Here is a 22,268-nt window from a genome sequence, read left to right on the forward strand (position 1 = left end):
TGAAATGGTAGAGCAGATAAGTGTTTTTATTGACAATAGGCCTGGGAGGCTTGCAGAGCTCTGTAATATTATTGGGAAAAACGGCGTTGATATCAGGGCTTTACAGCTAGTTGAGGCTGGAGAATTTGGCCTTGTAAGAATGATAACAGACAATAACGAAAAAGCAACTAAACTCTTGAAAGATGCTGGAATGTCCTTTAGAAAGGGAGAAGTTCTAGGCGTCCTCATGGAAGACAAACCTGGGTCTATGGGGCTAATCGCCACTCTGTTAAGCGAGGCTTCAATTAATATCGAATACGCTTATGCATTTATAACTAAGATAGAGAAAAAGGCTATATTGATTCTAAAAGTAAGTGACCTAAAGAAGTCAATAGAAGTTTTGAAATCTAATGGTATAAATATACTCGAAAACATTTAAGGTGTGGATATGTCAGCAGAAATAAATGAAAGTATAAAGGCTGCCGCTGGCCTAATTGAAATAGCAGCAATAACTGCGCCCAAAGGCAAAGGAGTAGACGACATAGTAACAAAAACGATCTTCAAAGGTAGCAAGGACCACAGAGAGCTAGTTGAAAAAATGAAAGTATATGGGGATAAAAAAGGCCTAAAATTTTTTCAGAGAGATTCAAAGAATGTATTAGAATCGGATGCAATAGTTCTTATCGGTGCAATTGCAAAGCCGCCTCTTGGTCTAAATTGTGGGATGTGTGGGTATGATTGCAGCACAATACCAGAAAAGAAAAAAATAAATGATTATTTTGCACCTGTTTGTGCGTTTGCTCTGGTAGACCTTGGTATAGCACTAGGCAGTGCATCAAAGACTGCTCAGATATTAAATCTTGATAACAGGATAATGTATTCTATTGGTGCAACAGCAATGGAGATGCGACTCATTGAAGGCGATGTAGTCATGGGGATACCACTATCTGTTTCAAGCAAGAGCATTTATTTTGATAGGTAATCTATCTAATAAATTTTTTCATTATTAAAGGAAGTCCAACCTTCATAATTCCTTCAATAGCGGGACAACTTTTTCCCGTCTCCACCTTTTCAATCAGGAAATCGTCTATTTGAGATAGAATAACGCCTGTTCCAAAAGCAGCGAGAAGGACGGCTACTGGATGTTTTTCAATAATTCCTAAAAGATCATCTTCAGAACCCATCCTAATCTTTATTTCCTTTAATAATTTTTCAATGTCTTGCCTTTCTATCCTTTCTTCCATAAGTATACCCTCCGTATCCTAATATTGCCCCTACAATAACTAGTATTATCCCGACAATCAAAAAGGCCATCATATAGCTACCAAGAACATTTTTCAAGAAGAATACTAGCGAAATAAAAAGAGCCACCACACCTGAGAAAGCGAGTATCGCAGAACCAACTGCCAAGAAAAGAGTTTTCGTGAGTCTATTCATAGGCTCTTTTATTGCTTCCCCGATAGCATCAGAGGCGCCCTGCTTCACGTAGACCCCAATATACTTTATCAGTAATTCAATGAGCTTGTTTAGAGGCACTGTTTCTATCATTGTCCCACTTACTTTCTCATTAGTTTGCCTAGAAGGTATCCAAATCCTAAAGCTGCGAATACACTCATAACTGGGTATTTTCTGATAAATATTTCTGTTTCCTGGAGGGCCTTTTCAGATTCTTTCACTACGTGATCAATATCCTCGTGGTGTTTCTCTTCAAAATCTTTTAGTTTTATCCCTGCCTCGTCGCCCAACTCTCTGATCCTTGACTTACTTTCATTGAGCTTGTACTTACCTTCTTCTAAAAGTCTCTTTCCTTCATCTACCATCTTTTTTCCCATTTCAATATCTTTTTCTATTTCCTTCTGAATATCTTCAACTTTTACTTCTTTCAAATAATCACCAAATCTATAGTGCTTCTAATGTTTATAAAATTATTCTATATTTTTATTAGAATTAGTATAATTTGAAACTATTTTTTATAATCTTATATTTTCATCTTTAGCGATGCCCTTTAGGGCAATAAGCAGTGAAACTAATGAAAGCCAAGAATAAATAGCCATGTACTTTCCAATTTCCAATAAATCAACTGTGGGATTAGAAGCTATCTTGATTAGGGGGATTATTGGAGAGTAGCTCAGAATCTCTTTTAATATTGGATTTTCTAAGGGGATTGGCACGAACATAACGAGGGTCACAACCATCATGAAAAGGGTGAGAAAAAGATTTGACTCCGTAATATTTGAGGAAATATTTGAAAAGACTATGGAAATTGAAAATAAGAGCAGCATGATTATTGAAAGAAATACTAATAAGAGTGGTATATTAAAAATTGAGATTCCTCTGGCACTTAAAACTAGTACCCATATTATTATCTGAACTATTGAGATTGCAAAGGTTGGCAGTATCTTGCCGAGGATAATTTCTATTCTCTTTAATGGCGATGCAAGCAATATTTCAAAAGTCTTTCTTTCCTTTTCTCCAACTATCGAATCAGACAATATGTTCATAGAAAGAAATATCGGGAGAAGTAGTATAAGCGGTATTAATAGTGTTTGCATAATCTCAACAAAGAATAGATCGGCTAGATTATAGGTGTAGTTTTTAGGATCTATTTTAATTGAGAGGGGATTTAAGATTTCATCAGGGAGCTCACCTTTTAATTTTGCCTTTAGGTATGCTCTTTTAATTGGTTCTGACAAATCTTCAAAAGTTGCTGGATTTTTTAGTAGTACTTTGATAGAATCATTGTCTAGGGCCCAAATAACGCCATCGATATTTCTAGGAAGGGCCCCATTAAACTCTGGGTCTCTTAAAGCAACACTCTTAATTGATTCATCGTTTAAGTAAATGGGGAATCCTTCAACTTCAGAGTAAACTAAAAATGTACCCTGGCTGTCTGGATCGTCAACATAAGTCTGGATATAGGCGTAGGATGTTCCAATCAGGACTATCCCAATTACTATGAACAGCTGTAGTAAAAATGCAAGTATGTAGACCTTTTCCCTCAATATGTCCTTAAACTCCTTTCCTGCAAGATAAATCACTTCTTTTCTCATATTGCCCCCCGGAGTATGATAATATTATAGATAAAGTGAATCAGGATGCCTGCGAGAAATGCAGGCAGAAGGTACTTTCTCTCACTAATTCCTATCCCGATAACACCAGTCGAAACAATATGGATCCCACCTGAAAGAAAGGTTCTTGTAACTAACACCCTAAGCGCATAATCTGGAAATAGGTTTAGTGCAAAGACTGTGAAGATAATATTCTCAAGAACGGCAAATCCAAGGCCACTTGTCATGCCGGCTAGCATCCCCTCATGCCACTTCAAGGAAAAATATTTTTCAGCTGAAAAGATGCCTATGCTTTTTGACAACTCTTCTATAGTTGCCCATATGAAGAGTATGGCAAATATTGATTCAGTGAAATAGAGGGCGATAATCCCGAAGAATATTTCAAAGATTATCGATATAAAAATGGCAATAAATCCAAAAATAAGGGCTATTAAATAAGGGCTATATACAATGCCCTTTAATCTTAGTTTACCTGCAAATTCAAAGACAAGGTCTTGTATGCTGGGCCTCGGGCCAAAATAAAACTCATCTTTTTTGTAAAGAACGGTGGATAAATAAATTAGAATAATGGAAAAGCTAAGGGAAGGCAATATCGAAATGGCAGCTTCTTTCAACGAGTATGTGCCGTTTTCAATTGCTATAACAAGGGATAGTGGGGATATAGCAGCGGCATCCTTTAGGCCTGCAACATACAGTGTGGACGTACCAAACAGTAAGAAAAATAGGAGTATAAATGTCACAGTGACAATTAGGGCTGAATCCTTGTAGTTCTTTGAATAGACTCCAATTAGACCTGTTATGCTGAGAAGCAGTATCGCAGTTATTGTAAGTGGCAGGATAATTAGGGGGTTTGTCACCCTTCCAAAATAGTAAAGAGCTATAACCCAGAATAAGAGCTGGAATAATATTATTGCTAGGATAGAGATAAATTTTGAATAGAATATTTCTTCTCTTTTCATGGGGAGCGCCAAAAGCATTTCCCCAGTCCTCCTCTCTTTTTCTGATATTAGTAAGTCAATTAGCATCCCTCCGCTTAAGAAAAGAGGCAAAAGAAGAACTAGTAGAACTATGTAGCCCCCCTGCTCATCCTCAAAAGATTGTCTTGTCCTTTCTATCTGCTCCTGGAAATTAGCGGGCCTATCAGAAACATCTGTTACATTTTCTGAAGCCTGCTGTTGCGTTGTGTTTTGAGTAGTTTGACTTTGGGGTGATGTGTTGTTATTTGTGGGTGATTGGGAAACAAGTTCTATATTGGGCTCTGCAATTGATAAATCTCTGATTCTAGCCTCTATAGCCCCATCCCTAAAACCAAGCAGTATGGTGTTTAGCTCCGAATAGGCAGAAACACCCTTTGGATTCTGAGTATTTATATATAATTCAACTGTTGAAGAACTATAGCCCCTTATTTTATCTTCAAACTCCTTTTCTATAACTAAAAAGGCAGAAATCCTCCCGCTTCTTAATAATTCCGGTCCTTCTTTTTCTTCCACCCATACAATATCAAACCTTTTGTTTTCTGAGATAATATCCGTCAAGGAGTTTTTTTCAGAGGAGATTCCTATCGGGAGATAACCTTTACCACCTACTGAGAGATTGAAGAATCCCCCTTCTTCAAGGGCCTTTACATAGCTGCCAAAAAGAGGGATTATGAGAAGGATTACAAGAAGCTGCAAGGTAAAGGCTATTTTGAATTTTCTATTTTTGAATAGCCTTCTAAGCTCCCATTTTACCATCTGATTAATCATTTTTACTACCGACTAGCTCAATAAAGACCTCTTCTAGAGAGGGCGTTAAATCTTCAAAATAGATGACATCTTCCCTTAGGACATATTTTAGGTCTTCATAGTCCCGGGCTTTTATGACAAGATAATTCTCTCCCCTTTCCTCTACTTTAAGATTTTTATCGAGAGAGATCCTATCCAGAATTTCACTTTTCATATTTTTTAGGCCAATCTTAAAAGTTTTTTCCTTGATGTATATTTTTTTAAGATTTTCAATGGTGTCGTAGGCCTTTATTTTTCCCTTGTCAATGATTGCTATTTTATCGCACAGCTGTTCTGCTTCATACATATAATGGGTGCACAAAATAATTGTTTTGTCTTTCTTCAGTGTTTTTATAAAATCCCTGATTTTCCTGGAGGTGAGCGGATCTAATCCCATCGTAGGCTCATCAAAAACTATTATTTGGGGATCATGGATCAAGGCCCTTGAAATTGCAAGCCTCTGCCGCATACCTTTGGAAAAAGAGGATACCCTCCAATCCTTCCTATCGGATAGCCCGACTAGATTTAGTAGCTCATCAATTCTTTGATCAATTTTATCTTTAGGAACTCCGTATAATAGTCCAAAGTATTCCAAAAGTTCACCGGCCTTTGGTCTCTCATAAAGATTAGGCTCTTCAGGGAGGTAACCTATTCTTTTCTTAATTTCTGTCGGATGTTTTTGGAGATCTATCCCGTCAATTATTATCTGCCCCTTTGAAGGTTTTAAAATTCCACAAAGAAGCCTGATTAAAGTCGTCTTTCCGGCACCGTTTGGGCCAACTATGCCTATGGTCGTTCCATCCTCTATTCTAATAGTGGCACTGTCCAAAGCTTTGTGGCCACCAAAGAATTTGGAAACATCAAGAAACTCTATCATTAAGAAAGAATAGGGGACTTTTTATATTTAAACGTCTTTGCTTTTAATTAAGGAATTCTCAATAATTTTGATTATAGTTTATTTTTTAAATGATTAGGTGTAAAATATATAGAGTGTTATGAAGGGATTAATTGAAGTTTATACCGGCAGTGGAAAAGGAAAGAGCACCGCCGCATTTGGTCTCACTTTAAGAGCTTCTGGGCGTGGACTAAAATCCATAATAATACAGTTCATGAAGCAGGGAAATACCTATGGAGAGCATTTTGCCATAGAAAAAATAGATAACATTGAAATAGTATCTTTTGGGAAACCCAAATTTGTAAACTTCAAAAATCCAAGTAAAGAGGACATCGACCTTGTAAGTGAAGCGTTTGAGTTTTCTAAAAATGCTATCAATGGCGGAAAGTATGATATTGTAATCCTTGATGAAATAAACATCGCATTACACTTTAAATTATTGGATGTAGAAAAGGCAATTGATCTCTTAAAAAATAAACCTGAACATGTTGAGGTTGTACTCACGGGGAGATTAGCCCCAAAAGAGTTAATTGAGCTTGCTGATCTAGTCTCAGAGATAGTAGAGATAAAACATCCTTACCAGAAAGGTATTGGGGCAAGGGAAGGCATTGAGTATTAGATTTTATAGAGTAATAACTACTTCTTCCCTTTCGAGAAGAACTCAATAGCCTCTTCCAATTCTTTGTGGCTCTTGGCGTATTCTTTGATGTCAATCCCTTTTTGATATGCCTCGCATGCCTGGACCAATGCCTTTGCCCCGGCTGTTGTGCCTTTTGGATGTGCGTGGCAGCCTGCACCCATCGTTGTAATAAAGTCAATATTTCCCATTACATCAATAAAAGGCTTCAGTAAAGTTGGATTCAAACCACCTGAGATTATCGGGCAGCATTTTTTCATACCTCTCCAGCTATCATCTTCTAAAATAACGTGGCGTGCTGTATCTGCTTGAGCAAGAGCTATGGCATCCTTGTCGCCTTCAAAAATTTTTGACCATTCTTGTTCAAAGAAATGCCCCTTAGATTTAAAATGCAAAATGTTCTGTGCAGCAACTACATCTTCTTCTGGGCTACCTTGCATTTTTCCTACGCCGGCCGTGCCTGTGTGAATTCCAGATGCGCCGGCCAATCTTGCAAATTTAGATAAAACTAATACTGAAAAACCAAGCGGATTTTCTGTCCTAGTGTATGCACCGTGGGCCGCCCTGTGGAAATGTATGAAAACGTCAGGGTATTTCCTTCTTAAGGTTTGAACTGCCATCCACCCCGCTGTAATGCCGTCAATTAAGAATGCGTAACTTCCAGGCTCAAATCCAGCATTTCTTATAAGTTCGCACCTTTCAATCATCGTGTCAAAGTCCGCAGCAGAAACATTGAATGAATGGACTTTTTTATTTCCTGTTTCCTTGACTGCTTTATCCATCGCTGCTTTAACATTTATTACCATCTTTTCATATGGGGAGAAATCCTGATTTGCCTGTGGCTCGTCATTTTTAACAAAGTCTCCACCGCCGACCCAGAAATCATAAGCCGCTTCTGCATATTCTGCTGAAGTTAGTCCCATTTTTGGTTTAATTATAGTTCCAAGAATTGGCCTATCGTAGACGTTTAGATATTTCCTCATATCATCCAGTGTATAGCTTGGGCCATCATACTGCTCAAGCATTGCTGGAGGAAACCAGACATCCAGTAATTTTAATGCACTTACTTCCTTCATCCCGAGGACATTTCCAACAAGGTATGTCAATATATTCTGTACATTTCCTCCTCTATCAAATAGTCTCCAGGGATATGCAAGCCAGACAAGATTATTTTCCTGATCAATTTTATAAACTAGAGCGTTCATCTCTTTTGAGAAAGGTGTTTCTGTTTTTACATTAAAATTTGTACCTGTGGAAGACTCTGCGGCAACTTCTGCTGCAGCCTGCAGAATGTTTAACTTTCCTCCGGAGATTAAATGAAATACCGTAAGGAGGTACTCTCCATTTTTAGGATTAGGTATATCAAAATTAACATATCCCTTCTGGTGTATGTTAAGTGTCTTAATTAATTGTTCTTTATTTATTTTTTTCATAATAATCAACTGCTTTTAATTGTTTATAAAATTTCCCCATTTATAATAGAGATGCCATCAGAATGCAATTATATTATAATTTTATCATGTTCTAACAAAGTAGAATTATATATTCTTGAAAGTAGAGGGCAGGAATTTATTTCATATCGTACACTTTTTTCCTTAATCTAAAAGAACGAAGACGGACTATGTTATCGATTATCTCATAAGTAAGCCTATATTTGCCAACTCTAATACTCCATATCCCTTTAAGCTCATATCTAAGTGGTTTTCCATTATAAGGATCGTCCATAAGAAAAGTAATTACTCTCTTAAGCCTCTTTTTAGATTCAGTATCGGCATTTTTGATGTCCTTTTTACATGAAGAGGGTATATCAATCTGGTACATCTAATCATTCAAAGACTATCTATAAAATCTTCTATCTCTTTTTTGGTGCTAAATGATTCGAAGTTGCCTTTTTCAAAATCAGTCCCGCTATGTTTTATGGCGTTTAGAGTTTCTTCATCAGCAAAAACTTCAATAGTATCAAGTAACTCTTCAATGAGATCTTTTGTTTTAGATAAAAGTTCAATCTCTTCCTTTGATATTAAATGTTCCATTGATGAAGTTTCAGACATTCTTTCACCATTAGTAGTTATATTTTCATCTGTTAAAAGATTATTGGTCCCTCTAAATATTTAGCAGATAACACAAATAATAAGGTGTATGAATAAAATATAGGAGGTATACTAACTAAAACATGGTAAAAAATTATTATATTATCTCCCAGAAAGACCCGTGATAATCTCTTCTACGCTTATCCTTAACTGTTCTTTCATAGTTGCGTTCTGGTCAATCATATTCTGATTTATTGCTGTAACAGTTGGTGTTGATAATAGTAAAAATGATAGAAGTAGCACGGTAAGTCCAGCGTACATGAATACAACATTAACAGATTTGCCGATATAATTTTTTGTTAAGAAATATAGCCCTATTGTAGGTATCCCAAGCATAATTGCCGATAGACCTATTGCAGGAAAAGTGTATATGAAAAAGGATGTTAAGAGCATAATTATGCAGGTAAGTGACAATGGCAAGACCCGCTTCTTATCCTCTATAACTAATTTCTTTAGATTTTCAGTGTCGTTCTTATAGTAGATGAAGAGCAAAGTATAGCCTATTGCGAGTGCCATTACAAATAGTATTGGAAAGCCCTGGATTGTGTTTGTGAATAGAAACCAACCGCTAGAAAATTTCAATACCTGTAAAGATGCTATTGCCAATATAGATAATGTCTGACTGTTCTTCCACCTTATTGATGGATGAGAGTAACAGATGTTTAATGCAACAACTGATAGATATATTAAGAAGAAATTTAATCCCGATAGTAATGCTAGAACTGTTCCTGTTATACTAAATAATTTGATTAATGTTATGGATTCTTTCCTTGACATTGTGCCGTTTGCAACTGCTTTCCACCTGATCTTCATATCGTTTTGTTTGTCTTCCTTCAGATCTGTTAGGTCATTAAAGAGGTATATTGCACCTAGCCCAATACTAAGGCCAGAGGCTGCTATTATGCATGTTATTATATTGTAGTCTCCGCCTGCCATTGCAAACAGAATGACTCCAAATAGGAACTGCAAGGTGTTCTTAGGGAGGTTTAGCATTGCGGTGTTATAGATGAGTGCTTCTCGCTTCATGGTTTCTTCCGATAAATCATGTGTTTATAAAGGATTTGGTGGAATTTTGAGAAATATTCAATTTTTCCAAACCATAATAGTAATAAATGGATTTTTTTATTATAATCATAGATTTCATGGTTTTCAAGGCGTATGATATCAGGGGAAGATACCCAGAAGAGATTGATGAACAGTTTTCCTATAATCTTGGGAGGAGTTTAGGCGAAAAATACAAGAATATTCTATTTGGTATCGATTCCCGTATAGGATCAGATAAGATTAAGGATTATTTTGTTACTGGGGTCATAGATAGCAATGCCAAAATCGAATATGTTGGCATAATCTCTACGCCTATGCTTTACTATTTAACAAAAAATAAGTTTGATGTTGGAGTGATTGCGACAGCTTCACACAATCCAAAGGAGTTCACAGGGTTTAAGATATGTGGAAAAGATGGGATACCATTATCACCTGAAAAGGATATCAAGCCCGATTTTAAAGAATATGGAATGCCTGATAAAGTTTATGATTCTGAAAAGTTTAGAAAAGATTTTGGGAAAGATTATATCAATTATTATCTTGATAAATTTAAGGATTTGGATTATAAGGGCGAGATTGTAGTTGATTTTTCTAATGGTGCGACTGTATATGAGAAAAAGATTATTGAAAAAATATTCCCAACTGCTTATTTAATTGGGGATAAGCCTGACGGTAACTTTCCAAACCATGCGCCTGATACTATGAAGAAAGAGTGCCTTGAGATGCTGACTTACAAGGTTAAAGAAACAGGTGCTGGTATCGGGATTATATTCGATGGTGATGGGGACAGGATTGGGATAGTTGATGAAAAGGGCAGTGCTATTCGTGGAGACCTACTTTCTTGCATTATAATATCGGAGCTTTTGAAAGGTAAGGATAATCAAACAGTGATTTACGATTTAAGATGTAGCCGCATCGTCCCTGAAACTATTGTTTCTTTAGGCAGCAAACCGTTAAAGAGCAGAGTCGGTCACTATTTTATCAAAAAAACTATGAAAGAGAAAGATGCAGTGTTTGCTGGGGAGCTATCAAATCACTTCTATTTCAAAGAAGCTGGGGGATTTGAAGCGCCACTTTTGGCGCTTTACTATATTTTGAGAGTTATTGGTGACAAGAGGGTAAGTGATGTGGCTAAACTTTACATGAAATACGCCCATAGCGGGGAAATTAATTTTAAGGTGAAAGACCAGAAAACTACAATGGATAAACTGTTAAAAGAATATAGGAATGGGAAGATAGACTACACAGACGGGATAACAATTGAAGAAGAGAACTGGTGGGTAAACATAAGATCATCAAATACGGAGCCACTTTTGCGTGTGAATATTGAGGCACGAGATGAAAATACACTAGCTAAAAAGATTGATGAACTATCCTATTTTATAAAAGGTGAATAAATTGGAAGAGATAAAAACCATCATAATGGCAGGAGGTAGTGGTACAAGACTATGGCCGCTTTCTAGGACATACTACCCAAAGCAGTTCTTAAAATTTGAGGACAAATCCCTTTTCCAGATGGCATACCTTAGGGCTTTAAAATTATCAAAGCCTGAGGACATAGTAATAGTGACAAATAAGGATTATGAGTACCATGTCATTAATCAACTGGAAGAGCTAGAATGTCATAAAAATAACTCCATTATTTTGAAAGAGCCAGTTGGAAGAAACACCTTGCCGGCGATCACATGGGGTATGAAGGTTATTTCTGAAAGAGATGGTGATTCAATCTCTGCCATATTCTCTAGTGACCACGTGATGGATGAAAAAGCTTTGATAGATATCAAAAAATCGACAAAACTTGCCCATGAAAATTTAGTTACATTTGGAATTGTTCCAACTCACGCTCACACAGGTTACGGCTACATAAGCTGTGGTGAAAAATTGTTAAACGGCTATATAGTAAAAGAGTTTAAGGAAAAACCTGATACGAAAACAGCAGAGGAATATGTGAAAAAGGGATACCTGTGGAACTCGGGGATATTTCTTTTCTCATCAAAAGTTTTCTTTGAAGAGCTTAAAAAATACCACCCTGAAATTCCAAAAATATTTGGCAGAGAAAAGCTTGATTATAATTCACTAAACTCTATTTCTGTTGACTATGGATTGTTAGAGAAATCAAAGCGAATCGCAGTTGTCCCTCTTAACGTTAAATGGAGCGATCTTGGTAGCTTCAAAGCACTTTATGATTTTATGCCACACGATCTTTGTGGGAATTCTGGTGCAGCTGAATACATAGATTCATCTGACAATCTTGTTTACTCTGCTAGGAAATTTGTAGCATTATTGGATGTGAATAATCTTGCTATTGTTGATACACCTGATGCGCTTTTAGTATGCGATAAAAATAGAACTGAGCTAGTCGGAGAACTGACAAAAAGATTAAAAGAAAATAAAGCTCCAATTGCAGATTTCCATTTACAGGTTCACAGACCCTGGGGTTCATACACAGAGTTAGAGAGGAGTAATTCTTATAAAATTAAGAGGGTCACAGTAAACCCGGGAAAGAAACTTTCTCTCCAGTTGCATAATCAAAGAAGTGAGCATTGGGTAGTAGTGAGTGGCGTTGCAGATGTTACGCTTGGGGATAAATCGTTCCAGTTAAAAAGTGGGGAGAGTACATTCGTCCCACCTAAATCAAAACACAGGCTTGGTAACTCTCAAAAAGATATCCTTGAGATAATAGAAGTCCAGATTGGCGGATACCTAGAGGAAGACGATATTGAGAGATTTGATGATGATTTCAATAGGGTTTAATCTATTATTTTTCTACCCTATTAATATTCAATCGCCGTTCCACCACTTATCGAGAAATAGTTTTTGGAGTATTTTGTCGCCCTCTCCGATAGGCTCTAGCCCCGCTTTTCTCATGTCTGAATCTACCATTATCTTGGCCAATTCAGAGAACTTTACTTTAGGTTTCCATTTGAGTTTTTTATTAGCTTTTGATGCATCTGCAATTAGGACTTCTACTTCTGTAGGCCTATAATACCTCTGATCGATTTTAACATGTTTTTCTGGGTCAAGCCCTGCATATGAGAATACTTCATTAACAAATTCTCTAACTGAGTGTGTTTCTCCTGTCCCAATAACGAAATCTTCAGGCTCTTTTTGTTGTAGGATCGTCCACATTGCTTCAACATATTCTGGAGCGAATCCCCAATCCCTCTTTGCATCTAGATTACCAAGATAAAGATATTTGGCCGTCTTGGATAAGATCTGGGATAACCCTCTAGTAATTTTTCTAGTGACAAAGGTTTCGCCCCTTCTAGGGGATTCGTGATTGAATAAGATTCCATTAGAGATGTAAAGCGAATATCCCTCTCTATATATCTGGGTCATCCAGTAAGAATATAGTTTTGCGCATGCATATGGGCTTCTTGGATGGAACAAAGTTTTTTCATTTTGGGGTGGAGGGGAGCTACCAAACATCTCACTGCTTGAAGCTTGGTATATCTTCACATTAGGATTACTTCTCCTTGCAGATTCAAGTAATCTCGCCGTCCCTAAACCAGTTACATTTCCAGTATATTCTGGGGTATCAAAGCTTACTCTAACATGACTCTGTGCAGCAAGGTTATAGACCTCGTCAGGCTGTATCTTCTGCATTATATTTGAGATCTGTTCAGAGTCAGATATATCCCCAAAATGTAAAAACAATCTTGCAGAGGATTCATGTGGATCAACATAGATATGATCTATCCTAACAGTATTAAACGATGAGGATCTTCTTACGACACCGTGGACTTCATATCCTTTGTGTAACAATAATTCTGCCAGATAAGAGCCGTCTTGACCTGTAATACCTGTGATTAATGCTTTTTTCATATAAAAAATTAGTAATTAATCAATTATATTATTTTTGGTTTGTCTAAGAAAAAGGATAATTTTTTATATATTTCTCTCGATATTTTTTAAGAGGATACTAATGAATTATTTTTCAAATAAGAAAATCTTAGTTACTGGTGGGGCAGGATTTCTAGGTTCAAATGTAATAAGTCAATTAAAAAAGAAAGTAGCGGATCCTTCTCAGATAATAATACCAAGAAGTAAAGACTTGGATTTGAGAGATTGGGATAATTGTCAGAAAGTTTTAGATGATGTTGATATAGTAATCCACCTTGCTGCAAAAGTTGGGGGCATAGGGTATAACCAAGCTCATCCTGCAGAATTATTTTATGACAATGCTATAATGGGGATACAATTGCTGGAGGCTGGAAGAAGAAAAGATATCAAAAAATTTGTGATTGTTGGAACTGTTTGTGCTTATCCTAAGTTTACTCCTGTTCCTTTTAGAGAAGAAGACATATGGAATGGTTACCCAGAAGAAACAAATGCTCCATATGGCCTTGCAAAAAAGATGTTGTTAGTTCAGGCTCAGGCATATAGAGAACAGTATGGATTCAACTCGATTTATTTACTACCTGTAAATCTCTATGGGCCCGGAGATAATTTCAATCCAGAAAGCTCCCATGTAATTCCTGCACTGATTAAGAAGTTTGTAGATGCAAAAAACAAAGGTGAAAAAGAAGTTGAAATTTGGGGAACAGGAAACGCTTCCAGAGAATTTATTTACGTTGAGGATGCAGCAAGAGGAATTATATTGGCCACAGAGAAATACAATTCTAAAGATCCAGTCAATATAGGTTCTGGTAAAGAGATTACTATCAAAGAATTAGTTGAACTAATTAGAGATGAAGTTGGATACACTGGTCAAATAAAATGGAACTTGGAGAAACCTGACGGTCAGCCGAGAAGATGTCTTAATACGGATAAGGCAAAAACTGCCTTTGGATTTGAAGCAGAGATGTCAATTGAAGAAGGTATTAAAAAAACAGTTGAGTGGTACTATAAGAATTCAAATAGTGTATAATCCTATAAGTTCAACTAAACACAATTAATTTGTGAATAAAATGATAAAAAAAATTATTAAACATGCTAGAAAAGGCACTTTAGGGCAAACTTCAAAGAATTATATTTATAAAAAATTAAATAAAACTTTTATTTTATTTAAAAAATTATTATTAAAACTTAAAGGAAAGAAATATCCTTCTTATTACAAATTTATCCCAAATAAGTTAGTTGAACTAGATAATATCAAATTTTTGAAAGATATCTTTGAATGGAAAAATGCACCTATACTAGAGGATCATGAATATGGATCAAACTTAGATAATGATGCTCGTCGAATTATCGATGCACAAGTTCTTGGAACAATAATTTGCAATTTTAATCCTAAGAGAGTATTAGAAATTGGAACATATACTGGCCATGGAACTGCACTGATATCTAAAAATGCGCCTAAAAGCCATATTTTCACATTAAATATACTTCCTGAAGAAATAATATCTGGTCAAGGAGGATCCATAACAACTGAAGCAATTACCAAAGAAAGAATTGGTGAGTATTATAGAGAGCAGAAATTGAATAATATCACTCAAATTTATGCAAACACAGCTACCTGGGAGCCAGATATAGGAAATATAGATGTTGCTTTTATCGATGGATGCCATGACACAGAATTTGTATATAATGACACTATAAAAGTACTAAAGATTATGAAATCTGGATCCTTTATAATGTGGCACGATTTTAATATGGATCAGATTTTAGACTATGATCACATAAATTCAGTCTGTAAAGGAATTGAAAAATTATATGCAGAAGGATATCTTAAAGGACAATTGTTTCATGTTAAAGATTCTTGGATGGGGATCTATAGAGTGCCTTAAATTACTGAATAAAAATAATTTATTTGACGCCTTATGGTCTAAAATAATTTATTTGGAGAATTCAAATGCTAATAGTAAAAATAACAACATCCTACCCTGAAAATCCCGAATCGTTATTAAGACAAACTCCGGGCGAAAGTGGTGTTTGGAACAATATCCAGTTCTTCATTAATAATGATTCTATCAAGATATGTGATTATTGGATAGTCTATGAAGGCTTAACAAAAAGAGAAGAAGTTATTTGTCCTAAAGAAAATGTAGTTTTAATAACTGGAGAGCCCCCTTCAGTAAAGAAGTACAACAATCAATTGTAAAACAATTTAGTAAGGTTATTACTTGTCATCGTGACTTAGAGCATGAAAACAAAATTTATTGGCAACAAGCTCTTTCTTGGTTTATTGGAAAGACTATATTAAGCAACTATAATGAAGGGCATCGTATAACCTATGATTATTTTAAAAATAAAATAATAGACTCAAACGAAAAAAATAAGATATGTTCAGTCATTTCATCTAATTTAAAAATTAGTCAGGGGCATCTTGATAGACTTCAGTTCATAGATATATTGCTAAATCATTTTGGGGATAAAATTGATGTATTCGGCAGAGGATTTAACGATATTGTAGATAAATGGGATGCAATAGTACCTTATAAATACCACATAGTTATAGAAAATAGTTCTTTTGAAGATTATTGGACTGAAAAGTTAGCAGATGCATTTTTGGGAGAATCATATCCTATATATTACGGAGCCAAAAATATTAATTCTTATTTTGATAAGGAGTCTTTAGCAACTATAGATATTAATAAACCAGAAGAAGCAGTGAAAATAATTGAAGAAGCAATAAATGGAAATTACTATGAGAAATATAAAAATCAAATTATAAAAAGTAAAAACAAAGTGTTAGATGAATATAATTTATTCCCTACAATTATCTCTAAAGTAATTGATAAGAATACTAAAATATATGAAAAATCAAAAATAAATATTAAACCAGAAATCTATTTTCAAATAAATTTACTAAAAAAAATTAAATTAATATTGCGAAAAAAGAGAATAATTAATAGAATTTGGTCTAAATATCGTAAACTACGTCCAAAGAATATATGAATTATTTTTGTATATTTTCATATTTATTAATTTATAGGAAAATTCTGGGATTTTAGCTTAGAAGTTACGAATACCCTTTTATTATACGGCTAAAAATCATTTTATACTTGATTTATATAAGAATATTCCCATATCTGAATTAAAAATAATAATAAAAACTTAAAATGGTAAAATTACCTTTCGTTATAAATTTGACATATATTAGATATACCTTGACTTAGAGAAGTTTTTGGCTTCCAATATTTTGTAATAAACTTATTTGGTTCATATTTAATAGACTGGTGAGTTAAATCTTTATTAGCGCCAGGTATAATGGTAGTCCCGGGGTAATTTTTGGCTACTTCTTGTGCTACTTCAAGTATTTTATACCATTTAAATCCTGCAATATGTATTTCTTTATCTCTTGGTAAGCTATTATAATTATTGGCAATTATTTCAAGGCATTCGGCACAATCATCTGCAAATAAAAATTGTCTTTCCTCTTCTCCATTTGTCATCATTTTTATTTCGTGATTTTTTTTTGCCATCATAATGAAATCTGTTATAACATGAGATTTCTGTCCTTCTGGCTCTACGCCGTAAATGTTCCAAAATCTTACAATGGGACTATCTAAACTTTTTGAATAATACTCGCCTACTGCTTTAATGCACCCATATGCGGAATAGTTCATTGTGGCCATCTCACTTGAAGAAAAAATAAAAGGTTTCTTATATTTGTTAATAGTTTCAAAAGTTTCTTTTAGTATGGAAATATTATTATGTATAAAGTCAAAAGAATTTTGGTATGTACTTATATATTTTGCACCCCCTATGTCACACGCTAAAAAGAAAACAAAATCACATTTTTTCACGTATTTATCTAATAGTACATTATTATGAATTCTCAGATCTTGACTACTCGATATTTTTATATCAAAGGGTATGATTTCATGTTTATTTTGATGCAATTTATTTATCAGTGCCCCTCCCACTAATCCGCTAGATCCTAAAACTAAAAATTTCATTCCCTCTCACCTATTCTAATTGAATAAATATATTTAAATCATTATTTTAAATCTTACTTTGAAAACAAATGGCACTTTTAATGCTATTTTGTATAGTATTTTATTTTTAAAACTAATCATCTCTTTATATTCTTCAAAATATTTCTTTGCTTCAATTATGTTATTGTTTAGTATTAAATATCTAATTACAAATTTTAGATAATAATCTTTAGAATCAATATTTGGTATTTCTAATATCTCCTTTTCATCGAAAAGTTCATAATCATCTTTTCCAGTTTCTAATCGCTGATTATAAAATTCTAAAGCTTTTTGATCAAATACCTTAACTTTGTTTATATTACTGCGCATAGCCCCTGAACGTCGAAATCTATATTTCACTAAAATATCACTAATATTAATTAATTTTAATTTCATAGAAACTAATCTCAAACAAAAATCGTAATCATCTGAAAGAATAAATTTCTCTCGATACATAAATCCTTTATTTCTATACATTAAAGAGGAATGAACAAAAGAGAAATAATCTTTGATTAAACTAGCGGGATCTTTTTCACATTTAATTAATTGTAAGTAATTTCCTTTTTCATCCACCATTATCCCTTGGGATCCAACTAAGAAAAATTCAGGATTATTTTCTAAAAATAGATATTCTTTCTCTAATCTATTCGGGAGTGATATATCGTCGGAGTCCATTACAGCTATGTACTTTCCTCTAGCTATTTCTAAGCCCCTATTTCTTGCCGCAGCGATTCCTGATTTAATTTCATTTTCTATTAAAATAATCCTTTCATCAGATTGCATGTATCTCACTATTATTTCTTTGGAATTATCACTTGATTTATCGTATACAATAATCAATTCGAAATTATTAAAAGTTTGATTCAGAATAGATTCTATACTTTCTTCTAAGAATTGACCGGTATTATAAACGGGCATTATTACCGATATCTCTGGCGGATATTTATCGTGCATGAAAAATCAACTCATAATATTTTATAAATATATTTGAAGGGTCTAATGGTATATGTGATTACATACTAAATTTTCATTTATTAAGTAAGAATGTAAAAATATAAGTCCTAAATAAATTCAAGATGAAATTATTATTTAGATAGTAGTATTTTTAAAAAGGAGAAAATAGTTAACATTATACAGTAGAATCAAAATATCCGTTAAAATAGAATAATGTTAAACGGTCATTTGAATAGGGGATAAAAATTGATGATAATCAATGAACAATTAGTGAGAAAAATAAAAGAATCAGAAATATTCATAAGTATCAAACACGCTAAAAATTATTTCTCGGCTAACATTGCTACCAAAGCAATAGGGGTAATTTCTCTCCCAATATTCACCCGTCTTTTCACACAAGCGGAATACGGTATTTATTCAGTCTATTTGTCCTATCTTGAAATCTTTACAGTTATTTTGTCATTAAATTGCGTTGCTGCTGTGGGTAGATACTATTATGAAAAAACTGAAGATTTTAAAGAGTTTTTAGGGACTACTCTAACTCTTCTAATCGTAACTTATTGTATAACGGTCTCAATTGTATTAATTTTATACAGTCCGTTGGCTAATTTGATGGGCATTCCAAATAAACTATTATACTATATGATAGTTGGTTCTTTTTTTCTTTGTATATATAGCGTATACACACAAATTTTATCCGCTCAGAGAAAAAGTAAGGAATCTGCAAAAATATCTATTGTTTATGGATACAGCATATTTATCTTAGCCGTGATTATTACTTATAATTTGACAGATGAACGGTATTTAGGAAAGATTTGGGCATCTCTTATAATTGGAATTATTTCTAACTTATATTTCATTAACAAATTAAAAGAAGGAATAAAATTCTCATTAAATAAAAAACATATAATATACATACTAAACTATTCTATACCTTTAATTCCGTATTCATTGAGCAGCCTTATACTTTCACAATTTGATCGAATAATGATTAATAATATTATAAATTCTGCCTCTGCAGGATTATATGGAGTAGCATATACAGTGGGTTCACTAGTATTGACGGTACTTTGGGCTGTTATGGCGGCAATTTACCCAAAAATTATGGAGTTCTTTAATAAATCTGAATTTGAAAGAGCAGATGTTCTAGTTAAAAGAGTATTCTCTATATTTATGATGGCTGCTTTTGGAATCATTTTATTTGGGAGAGAGATAATATTGATTTTAGCCGATCCAAAGTTTCATATAGCAAGTGGGCTAGTCCCAATAATTGCACTTGGACATATTTTTTATGGAATGGCAATTATCTATAACTCCTATATAGATTATAAAAAAAAGATGATTTATCTTTCATTTTCTGTTCTTTCTGCAGGAGTAATAAACATAATATTAAATGCAATTTATATACCTCAATATGGTTATGTTGCGGCGGCTTATACTACTGTAATTTCATACTTTTTAATGTTTTTATTTAATTGGGTAATTTCAAAATATATACTAAAACAAAAAACAATACCATTATGGTTACTTTGGAAGCCTTTTATTTTATTGACATTGTTTATGATTATCATTTTTGGTATTAGTTATTTAGATCTTAGCTATTTCATCACCATTATTATAAAAGTAACATTTTTAATAATATATTCAGTTGCTTTAATTTATCCTGAAATTAAACATATATTGCCTAGTTTAATTAAGTAGTTGTATATCAAAAATATGTATACTAAAAAATAAATTCAATGGGATATATCGATATAATCTTAATTCTTCTCTTTTAATAAAGATTTGATTTTTAATCTAAGTGAATAGATAAATGGAAATGCGAATGCAATTTGGTATAGTAGTCTTCTTTTAGAACTAATTAATTCTTTATATTCTTGAAAATTTTCTTTTGCCGCATCTATTTCTGCATTTTTCAATGAAAGTCCAATAACTGATTTCAAGTATCTTCTTCTAGAATCGTCTAGAGGAATTGAAAATATTTCTTTTTCATCGAACTTTTCATAATCGTCTGTTCCAGTTTCTAAGCGTTGATTGTAGAATTTTACGGCTTTTTCGTGGAAAAAATCTCCTCTAGTTCTGGTGGTCATTGTAATACTTGAAGTTCTCATCCTTATTTTGATTAAAATGTCCTCAATATTCGTTAATTTATACCCTAAAGTTATTAATCTCAAATAGAAATCAAAATCTTCAGCATAATGAAACTTTTCTCTAAACATAATTCCTTGATTTCTAAACATTATGGACGAAGCTAAAATACAATATATCTTTCCCTTAATATTTAAATCTTCACAATAATTAATATTTTCTAACTTATTTCCTTTTTCATCTATCCTAATACCAGAAGATCCAACTAAGAGAAATTCAGGATTATTCTCTAGAAATAGATATTCTTTTTCTAACCTATTCGGAAATGATACATCATCGGAATCCATTAGTGCAATATATTTTCCTCTAGCTATTTCCAAGCCTCTATTTCTTGCCGCTGCAACTCCAAGATTATCCTCATTCTCAATAAGAATAATTCTATTATCCTTTATCATGTAATTCGAGATTATTTCTTTTGAGTTGTCATTAGATTTGTCATCTATTATAATAAATTCAAAATTAGTAAAAGTTTGATTAAGAATCGATTCTATGCTTTCTTCTAAAAAATGACCAGAGTTATAGACTGGCATTATTACAGATATCTCTGGAGCTAATTTTTTCATTATGAAAGATTTATCGCACAATTTAAATAATTAATTATACTTCAAAGATTATTATTGTTTTATTTCCTAATTATTTCCCTGATTTAATAATCTAAATTTTATAGTAGTTTATTCACTTTCAAGGATAAATAGAAATAAAAGGAATATAGAATATAATCATATAATGAAACTTGCAATAATATTGGGAACACGACCTGAGATAATAAAGTTATACTCAATTATTAAAGAGTGCCAAAAAAAAGATCTTGATTATTTCATTTTACACTCCGGTCAACACTACTCTTATGAATTAGATAAGATTTTCTTTGAAGAACTAAAATTAACTTTACCTAAATACAATATAAATGTTGGATCAGGTACACATGGAGCAGAAACTGGTAAAATGTTAATCGGTATTGAAGAAATTCTTCTGAAAGAAAAACCAAACGTTGTTTTAGTTCAAGGTGATACAAATACAGTATTGGCTGGGGGACTAGCGGCGTCAAAATTACACATTGATGTGGGACATGTTGAAGCAGGATTAAGAAGCTATGATTTAAAAATGCCTGAAGAGATTAATAGAATTTTGACTGATCATCTTTCGAATTATTTATTTGCGCCTACCCTTTCATCAAAAAATAATTTATTGAAAGAAGGTTTGAAGGGGAATAAAATTATTGTCACAGGCAATACAATTGCAGATGTTATCACAAAATACGTTAAAGTGGCAAATGAAAAAAGTAATATTCTAAAAAACTATGATTTAGAAACAAATCAGTATATACTTGCTACTTTTCACAGACAAGAAAATGTTGACAATGAGGAAAAATTAATGGGGATACTTGGGGGGCTTGAACTCCTATCAAACAAATTAAAATTGCCTATCGTGTTACCTATACACCCTAGAACAAAAAAGAGATTGCAAGAGTATAATCTATCTTTACCCAAGGGGATCCTTGCCGTAACACCTTTAGGATTTCTCGAATTTCTTCAGTTAGAATCAAACGCTTGTTTAGTCTTAACAGATTCTGGTGGAGTTCAAGAAGAAACTTGTATTTTAAAAGTTCCATGTGTAACTTTGAGAGATAACACAGAAAGACCCGAAACTTTAGAGGTAGGGTCAAATATTTTGGCTGGAACAACAAAAGATAGGATATTGGAATGCTCCTTAGAAATGATTAAGAAAAATAAGAATTGGGAAAGTCCATTTGGGAATGGTAAAGCGGGCAAGTCCATAATATCTTACCTTGTTTCAAAATATATCTAACTTAATGTATTTGACTATT

Annotated in this window: 25 protein-coding genes; 11 read left to right on the top strand and 14 right to left on the bottom strand. The window is 33.5% G+C overall.

Annotated features, from left to right (window positions below; all coding sequences use genetic code 11):
• Positions 1 to 4: 4 nt before the first annotated feature.
• The gene (locus PLI06_01485) at positions 5 to 418 is read left to right on the top strand and encodes an acetolactate synthase (protein ID HOI76271.1); all 414 of its coding nucleotides are present in this window, start codon (positions 5 to 7) and stop codon (positions 416 to 418) included.
• Positions 419 to 427: 9 nt separating this feature from the next.
• A complete protein-coding gene (locus PLI06_01490; protein HOI76272.1) occupies positions 428 to 961 on the top strand; it encodes a DUF2148 domain-containing protein in 534 nt (177 codons plus the stop codon).
• Position 962: 1 nt separating this feature from the next.
• Here PLI06_01490 and PLI06_01495 read toward each other — a convergent pair whose 3' ends face one another.
• The 6 genes from PLI06_01495 to PLI06_01520 all read right to left on the bottom strand — a co-directional run bounded on the left by PLI06_01495 (position 963) and on the right by PLI06_01520 (position 5,687).
• Positions 963 to 1,223, bottom strand: a complete 261-nt coding sequence (locus tag PLI06_01495) for a hypothetical protein (GenBank protein HOI76273.1) — start codon at positions 1,221 to 1,223, stop codon at positions 963 to 965.
• Positions 1,192 to 1,527 carry a phage holin family protein gene (locus PLI06_01500; protein HOI76274.1) on the bottom strand — a complete coding sequence of 112 codons (336 nt, stop codon included), beginning with the start codon at positions 1,525 to 1,527 and terminating at the stop codon, positions 1,192 to 1,194. The genes PLI06_01495 and PLI06_01500 overlap by 32 nt, the downstream gene beginning before the upstream one ends.
• Positions 1,528 to 1,535: 8 nt before the next feature.
• Positions 1,536 to 1,865 carry a hypothetical protein gene (locus tag PLI06_01505; protein ID HOI76275.1) on the bottom strand — a complete coding sequence of 110 codons (330 nt, stop codon included), beginning with the start codon at positions 1,863 to 1,865 and terminating at the stop codon, positions 1,536 to 1,538.
• An 84-nt stretch (positions 1,866 to 1,949) separates the two neighbouring features.
• On the bottom strand, positions 1,950 to 3,029 hold the full coding sequence (locus PLI06_01510; GenBank protein ID HOI76276.1) for an ABC transporter permease subunit: 1,080 nt from the start codon (positions 3,027 to 3,029) through the stop codon (positions 1,950 to 1,952).
• Complete coding sequence (locus tag PLI06_01515) at positions 3,026 to 4,792, bottom strand: ABC transporter permease (GenBank protein ID HOI76277.1); 1,767 nt, start codon at positions 4,790 to 4,792, stop codon at positions 3,026 to 3,028. The genes PLI06_01510 and PLI06_01515 overlap by 4 nt, the downstream gene beginning before the upstream one ends.
• Positions 4,785 to 5,687, bottom strand: coding sequence for an ABC transporter ATP-binding protein (locus tag PLI06_01520; GenBank protein HOI76278.1), 903 nt, complete (start codon positions 5,685 to 5,687; stop codon positions 4,785 to 4,787). Before PLI06_01520 ends, PLI06_01515 begins: the two co-directional genes overlap by 8 nt.
• A gap of 118 nt (positions 5,688 to 5,805) precedes the next feature.
• Here PLI06_01520 and cobO point away from each other — a divergent pair, with 118 nt between their 5' ends.
• Positions 5,806 to 6,324, top strand: a complete 519-nt coding sequence (cobO, locus tag PLI06_01525) for a cob(I)yrinic acid a,c-diamide adenosyltransferase (protein HOI76279.1) — start codon at positions 5,806 to 5,808, stop codon at positions 6,322 to 6,324.
• Between the two features lie 17 nt (positions 6,325 to 6,341).
• On the opposite strand, the gene PLI06_01530 is transcribed toward cobO, so the two are convergent.
• The 4 genes from PLI06_01530 to PLI06_01545 form a co-directional block, all read right to left on the bottom strand.
• Positions 6,342 to 7,775: a ribulose-bisphosphate carboxylase gene (locus PLI06_01530; GenBank protein ID HOI76280.1), complete on the bottom strand. Its 1,434-nt coding sequence runs from the start codon at positions 7,773 to 7,775 to the stop codon at positions 6,342 to 6,344.
• 136 nt (positions 7,776 to 7,911) lie between these two features.
• Positions 7,912 to 8,163: a type II toxin-antitoxin system mRNA interferase toxin, RelE/StbE family gene (locus tag PLI06_01535; GenBank protein HOI76281.1), complete on the bottom strand. Its 252-nt coding sequence runs from the start codon at positions 8,161 to 8,163 to the stop codon at positions 7,912 to 7,914.
• Positions 8,164 to 8,171: 8 nt separating this feature from the next.
• Positions 8,172 to 8,393: a hypothetical protein gene (locus PLI06_01540; protein ID HOI76282.1), complete on the bottom strand. Its 222-nt coding sequence runs from the start codon at positions 8,391 to 8,393 to the stop codon at positions 8,172 to 8,174.
• A gap of 141 nt (positions 8,394 to 8,534) precedes the next feature.
• Positions 8,535 to 9,458 (bottom strand): UbiA family prenyltransferase, encoded by a 924-nt coding sequence (locus tag PLI06_01545; protein ID HOI76283.1) that lies wholly within the window; start codon positions 9,456 to 9,458, stop codon positions 8,535 to 8,537.
• 86 nt (positions 9,459 to 9,544) lie between these two features.
• On the opposite strand from PLI06_01545, the gene PLI06_01550 reads away from it, so the two are divergent.
• Together PLI06_01550 and PLI06_01555 are read left to right on the top strand one after the other, a co-directional pair.
• Positions 9,545 to 10,873 carry a phosphomannomutase/phosphoglucomutase gene (locus PLI06_01550; protein HOI76284.1) on the top strand — a complete coding sequence of 443 codons (1,329 nt, stop codon included), beginning with the start codon at positions 9,545 to 9,547 and terminating at the stop codon, positions 10,871 to 10,873.
• 10 nt (positions 10,874 to 10,883) lie between these two features.
• The gene (locus PLI06_01555; GenBank protein ID HOI76285.1) at positions 10,884 to 12,230 is read left to right on the top strand and encodes a mannose-1-phosphate guanylyltransferase/mannose-6-phosphate isomerase; all 1,347 of its coding nucleotides are present in this window, start codon (positions 10,884 to 10,886) and stop codon (positions 12,228 to 12,230) included.
• 27 nt (positions 12,231 to 12,257) lie between these two features.
• Here PLI06_01555 and gmd read toward each other — a convergent pair whose 3' ends face one another.
• Positions 12,258 to 13,301: a GDP-mannose 4,6-dehydratase gene (gene gmd, locus PLI06_01560; GenBank protein HOI76286.1), complete on the bottom strand. Its 1,044-nt coding sequence runs from the start codon at positions 13,299 to 13,301 to the stop codon at positions 12,258 to 12,260.
• A 100-nt stretch (positions 13,302 to 13,401) separates the two neighbouring features.
• Here gmd and PLI06_01565 point away from each other — a divergent pair, with 100 nt between their 5' ends.
• The 4 genes from PLI06_01565 to PLI06_01580 all read left to right on the top strand — a co-directional run bounded on the left by PLI06_01565 (position 13,402) and on the right by PLI06_01580 (position 16,316).
• Positions 13,402 to 14,346: a GDP-L-fucose synthase gene (locus PLI06_01565; GenBank protein ID HOI76287.1), complete on the top strand. Its 945-nt coding sequence runs from the start codon at positions 13,402 to 13,404 to the stop codon at positions 14,344 to 14,346.
• Between the two features lie 40 nt (positions 14,347 to 14,386).
• On the top strand, positions 14,387 to 15,205 hold the full coding sequence (locus PLI06_01570; protein HOI76288.1) for a class I SAM-dependent methyltransferase: 819 nt from the start codon (positions 14,387 to 14,389) through the stop codon (positions 15,203 to 15,205).
• A gap of 65 nt (positions 15,206 to 15,270) precedes the next feature.
• Entirely contained in the window at positions 15,271 to 15,519 is a 249-nt protein-coding gene (locus tag PLI06_01575; protein ID HOI76289.1) for a hypothetical protein, read from the top strand.
• A 179-nt stretch (positions 15,520 to 15,698) separates the two neighbouring features.
• The gene (locus PLI06_01580; GenBank protein HOI76290.1) at positions 15,699 to 16,316 is read left to right on the top strand and encodes a glycosyltransferase family 10; all 618 of its coding nucleotides are present in this window, start codon (positions 15,699 to 15,701) and stop codon (positions 16,314 to 16,316) included.
• A 173-nt stretch (positions 16,317 to 16,489) separates the two neighbouring features.
• Here PLI06_01580 and PLI06_01585 read toward each other — a convergent pair whose 3' ends face one another.
• Together PLI06_01585 and PLI06_01590 are read right to left on the bottom strand one after the other, a co-directional pair.
• Positions 16,490 to 17,320, bottom strand: coding sequence for an NAD(P)-dependent oxidoreductase (locus PLI06_01585; protein HOI76291.1), 831 nt, complete (start codon positions 17,318 to 17,320; stop codon positions 16,490 to 16,492).
• A 33-nt stretch (positions 17,321 to 17,353) separates the two neighbouring features.
• Positions 17,354 to 18,292 carry a glycosyltransferase family 2 protein gene (locus PLI06_01590; GenBank protein ID HOI76292.1) on the bottom strand — a complete coding sequence of 313 codons (939 nt, stop codon included), beginning with the start codon at positions 18,290 to 18,292 and terminating at the stop codon, positions 17,354 to 17,356.
• A 249-nt stretch (positions 18,293 to 18,541) separates the two neighbouring features.
• Here PLI06_01590 and PLI06_01595 point away from each other — a divergent pair, with 249 nt between their 5' ends.
• On the top strand, positions 18,542 to 19,993 hold the full coding sequence (locus tag PLI06_01595) for an oligosaccharide flippase family protein (GenBank protein HOI76293.1): 1,452 nt from the start codon (positions 18,542 to 18,544) through the stop codon (positions 19,991 to 19,993).
• 59 nt (positions 19,994 to 20,052) lie between these two features.
• On the opposite strand, the gene PLI06_01600 is transcribed toward PLI06_01595, so the two are convergent.
• The gene (locus PLI06_01600; GenBank protein ID HOI76294.1) at positions 20,053 to 21,003 is read right to left on the bottom strand and encodes a glycosyltransferase family 2 protein; all 951 of its coding nucleotides are present in this window, start codon (positions 21,001 to 21,003) and stop codon (positions 20,053 to 20,055) included.
• Positions 21,004 to 21,166: 163 nt separating this feature from the next.
• Here PLI06_01600 and wecB point away from each other — a divergent pair, with 163 nt between their 5' ends.
• Complete coding sequence (wecB, locus tag PLI06_01605) at positions 21,167 to 22,249, top strand: UDP-N-acetylglucosamine 2-epimerase (non-hydrolyzing) (GenBank protein HOI76295.1); 1,083 nt, start codon at positions 21,167 to 21,169, stop codon at positions 22,247 to 22,249.
• Positions 22,250 to 22,268: the final 19 nt, after the last annotated feature.

It is taken from the genome of Methanofastidiosum sp., from assembly GCA_035362715.1.
In the GTDB taxonomy this organism is placed as follows: Archaea; Methanobacteriota_B; Thermococci; order Methanofastidiosales; family Methanofastidiosaceae; genus Methanofastidiosum.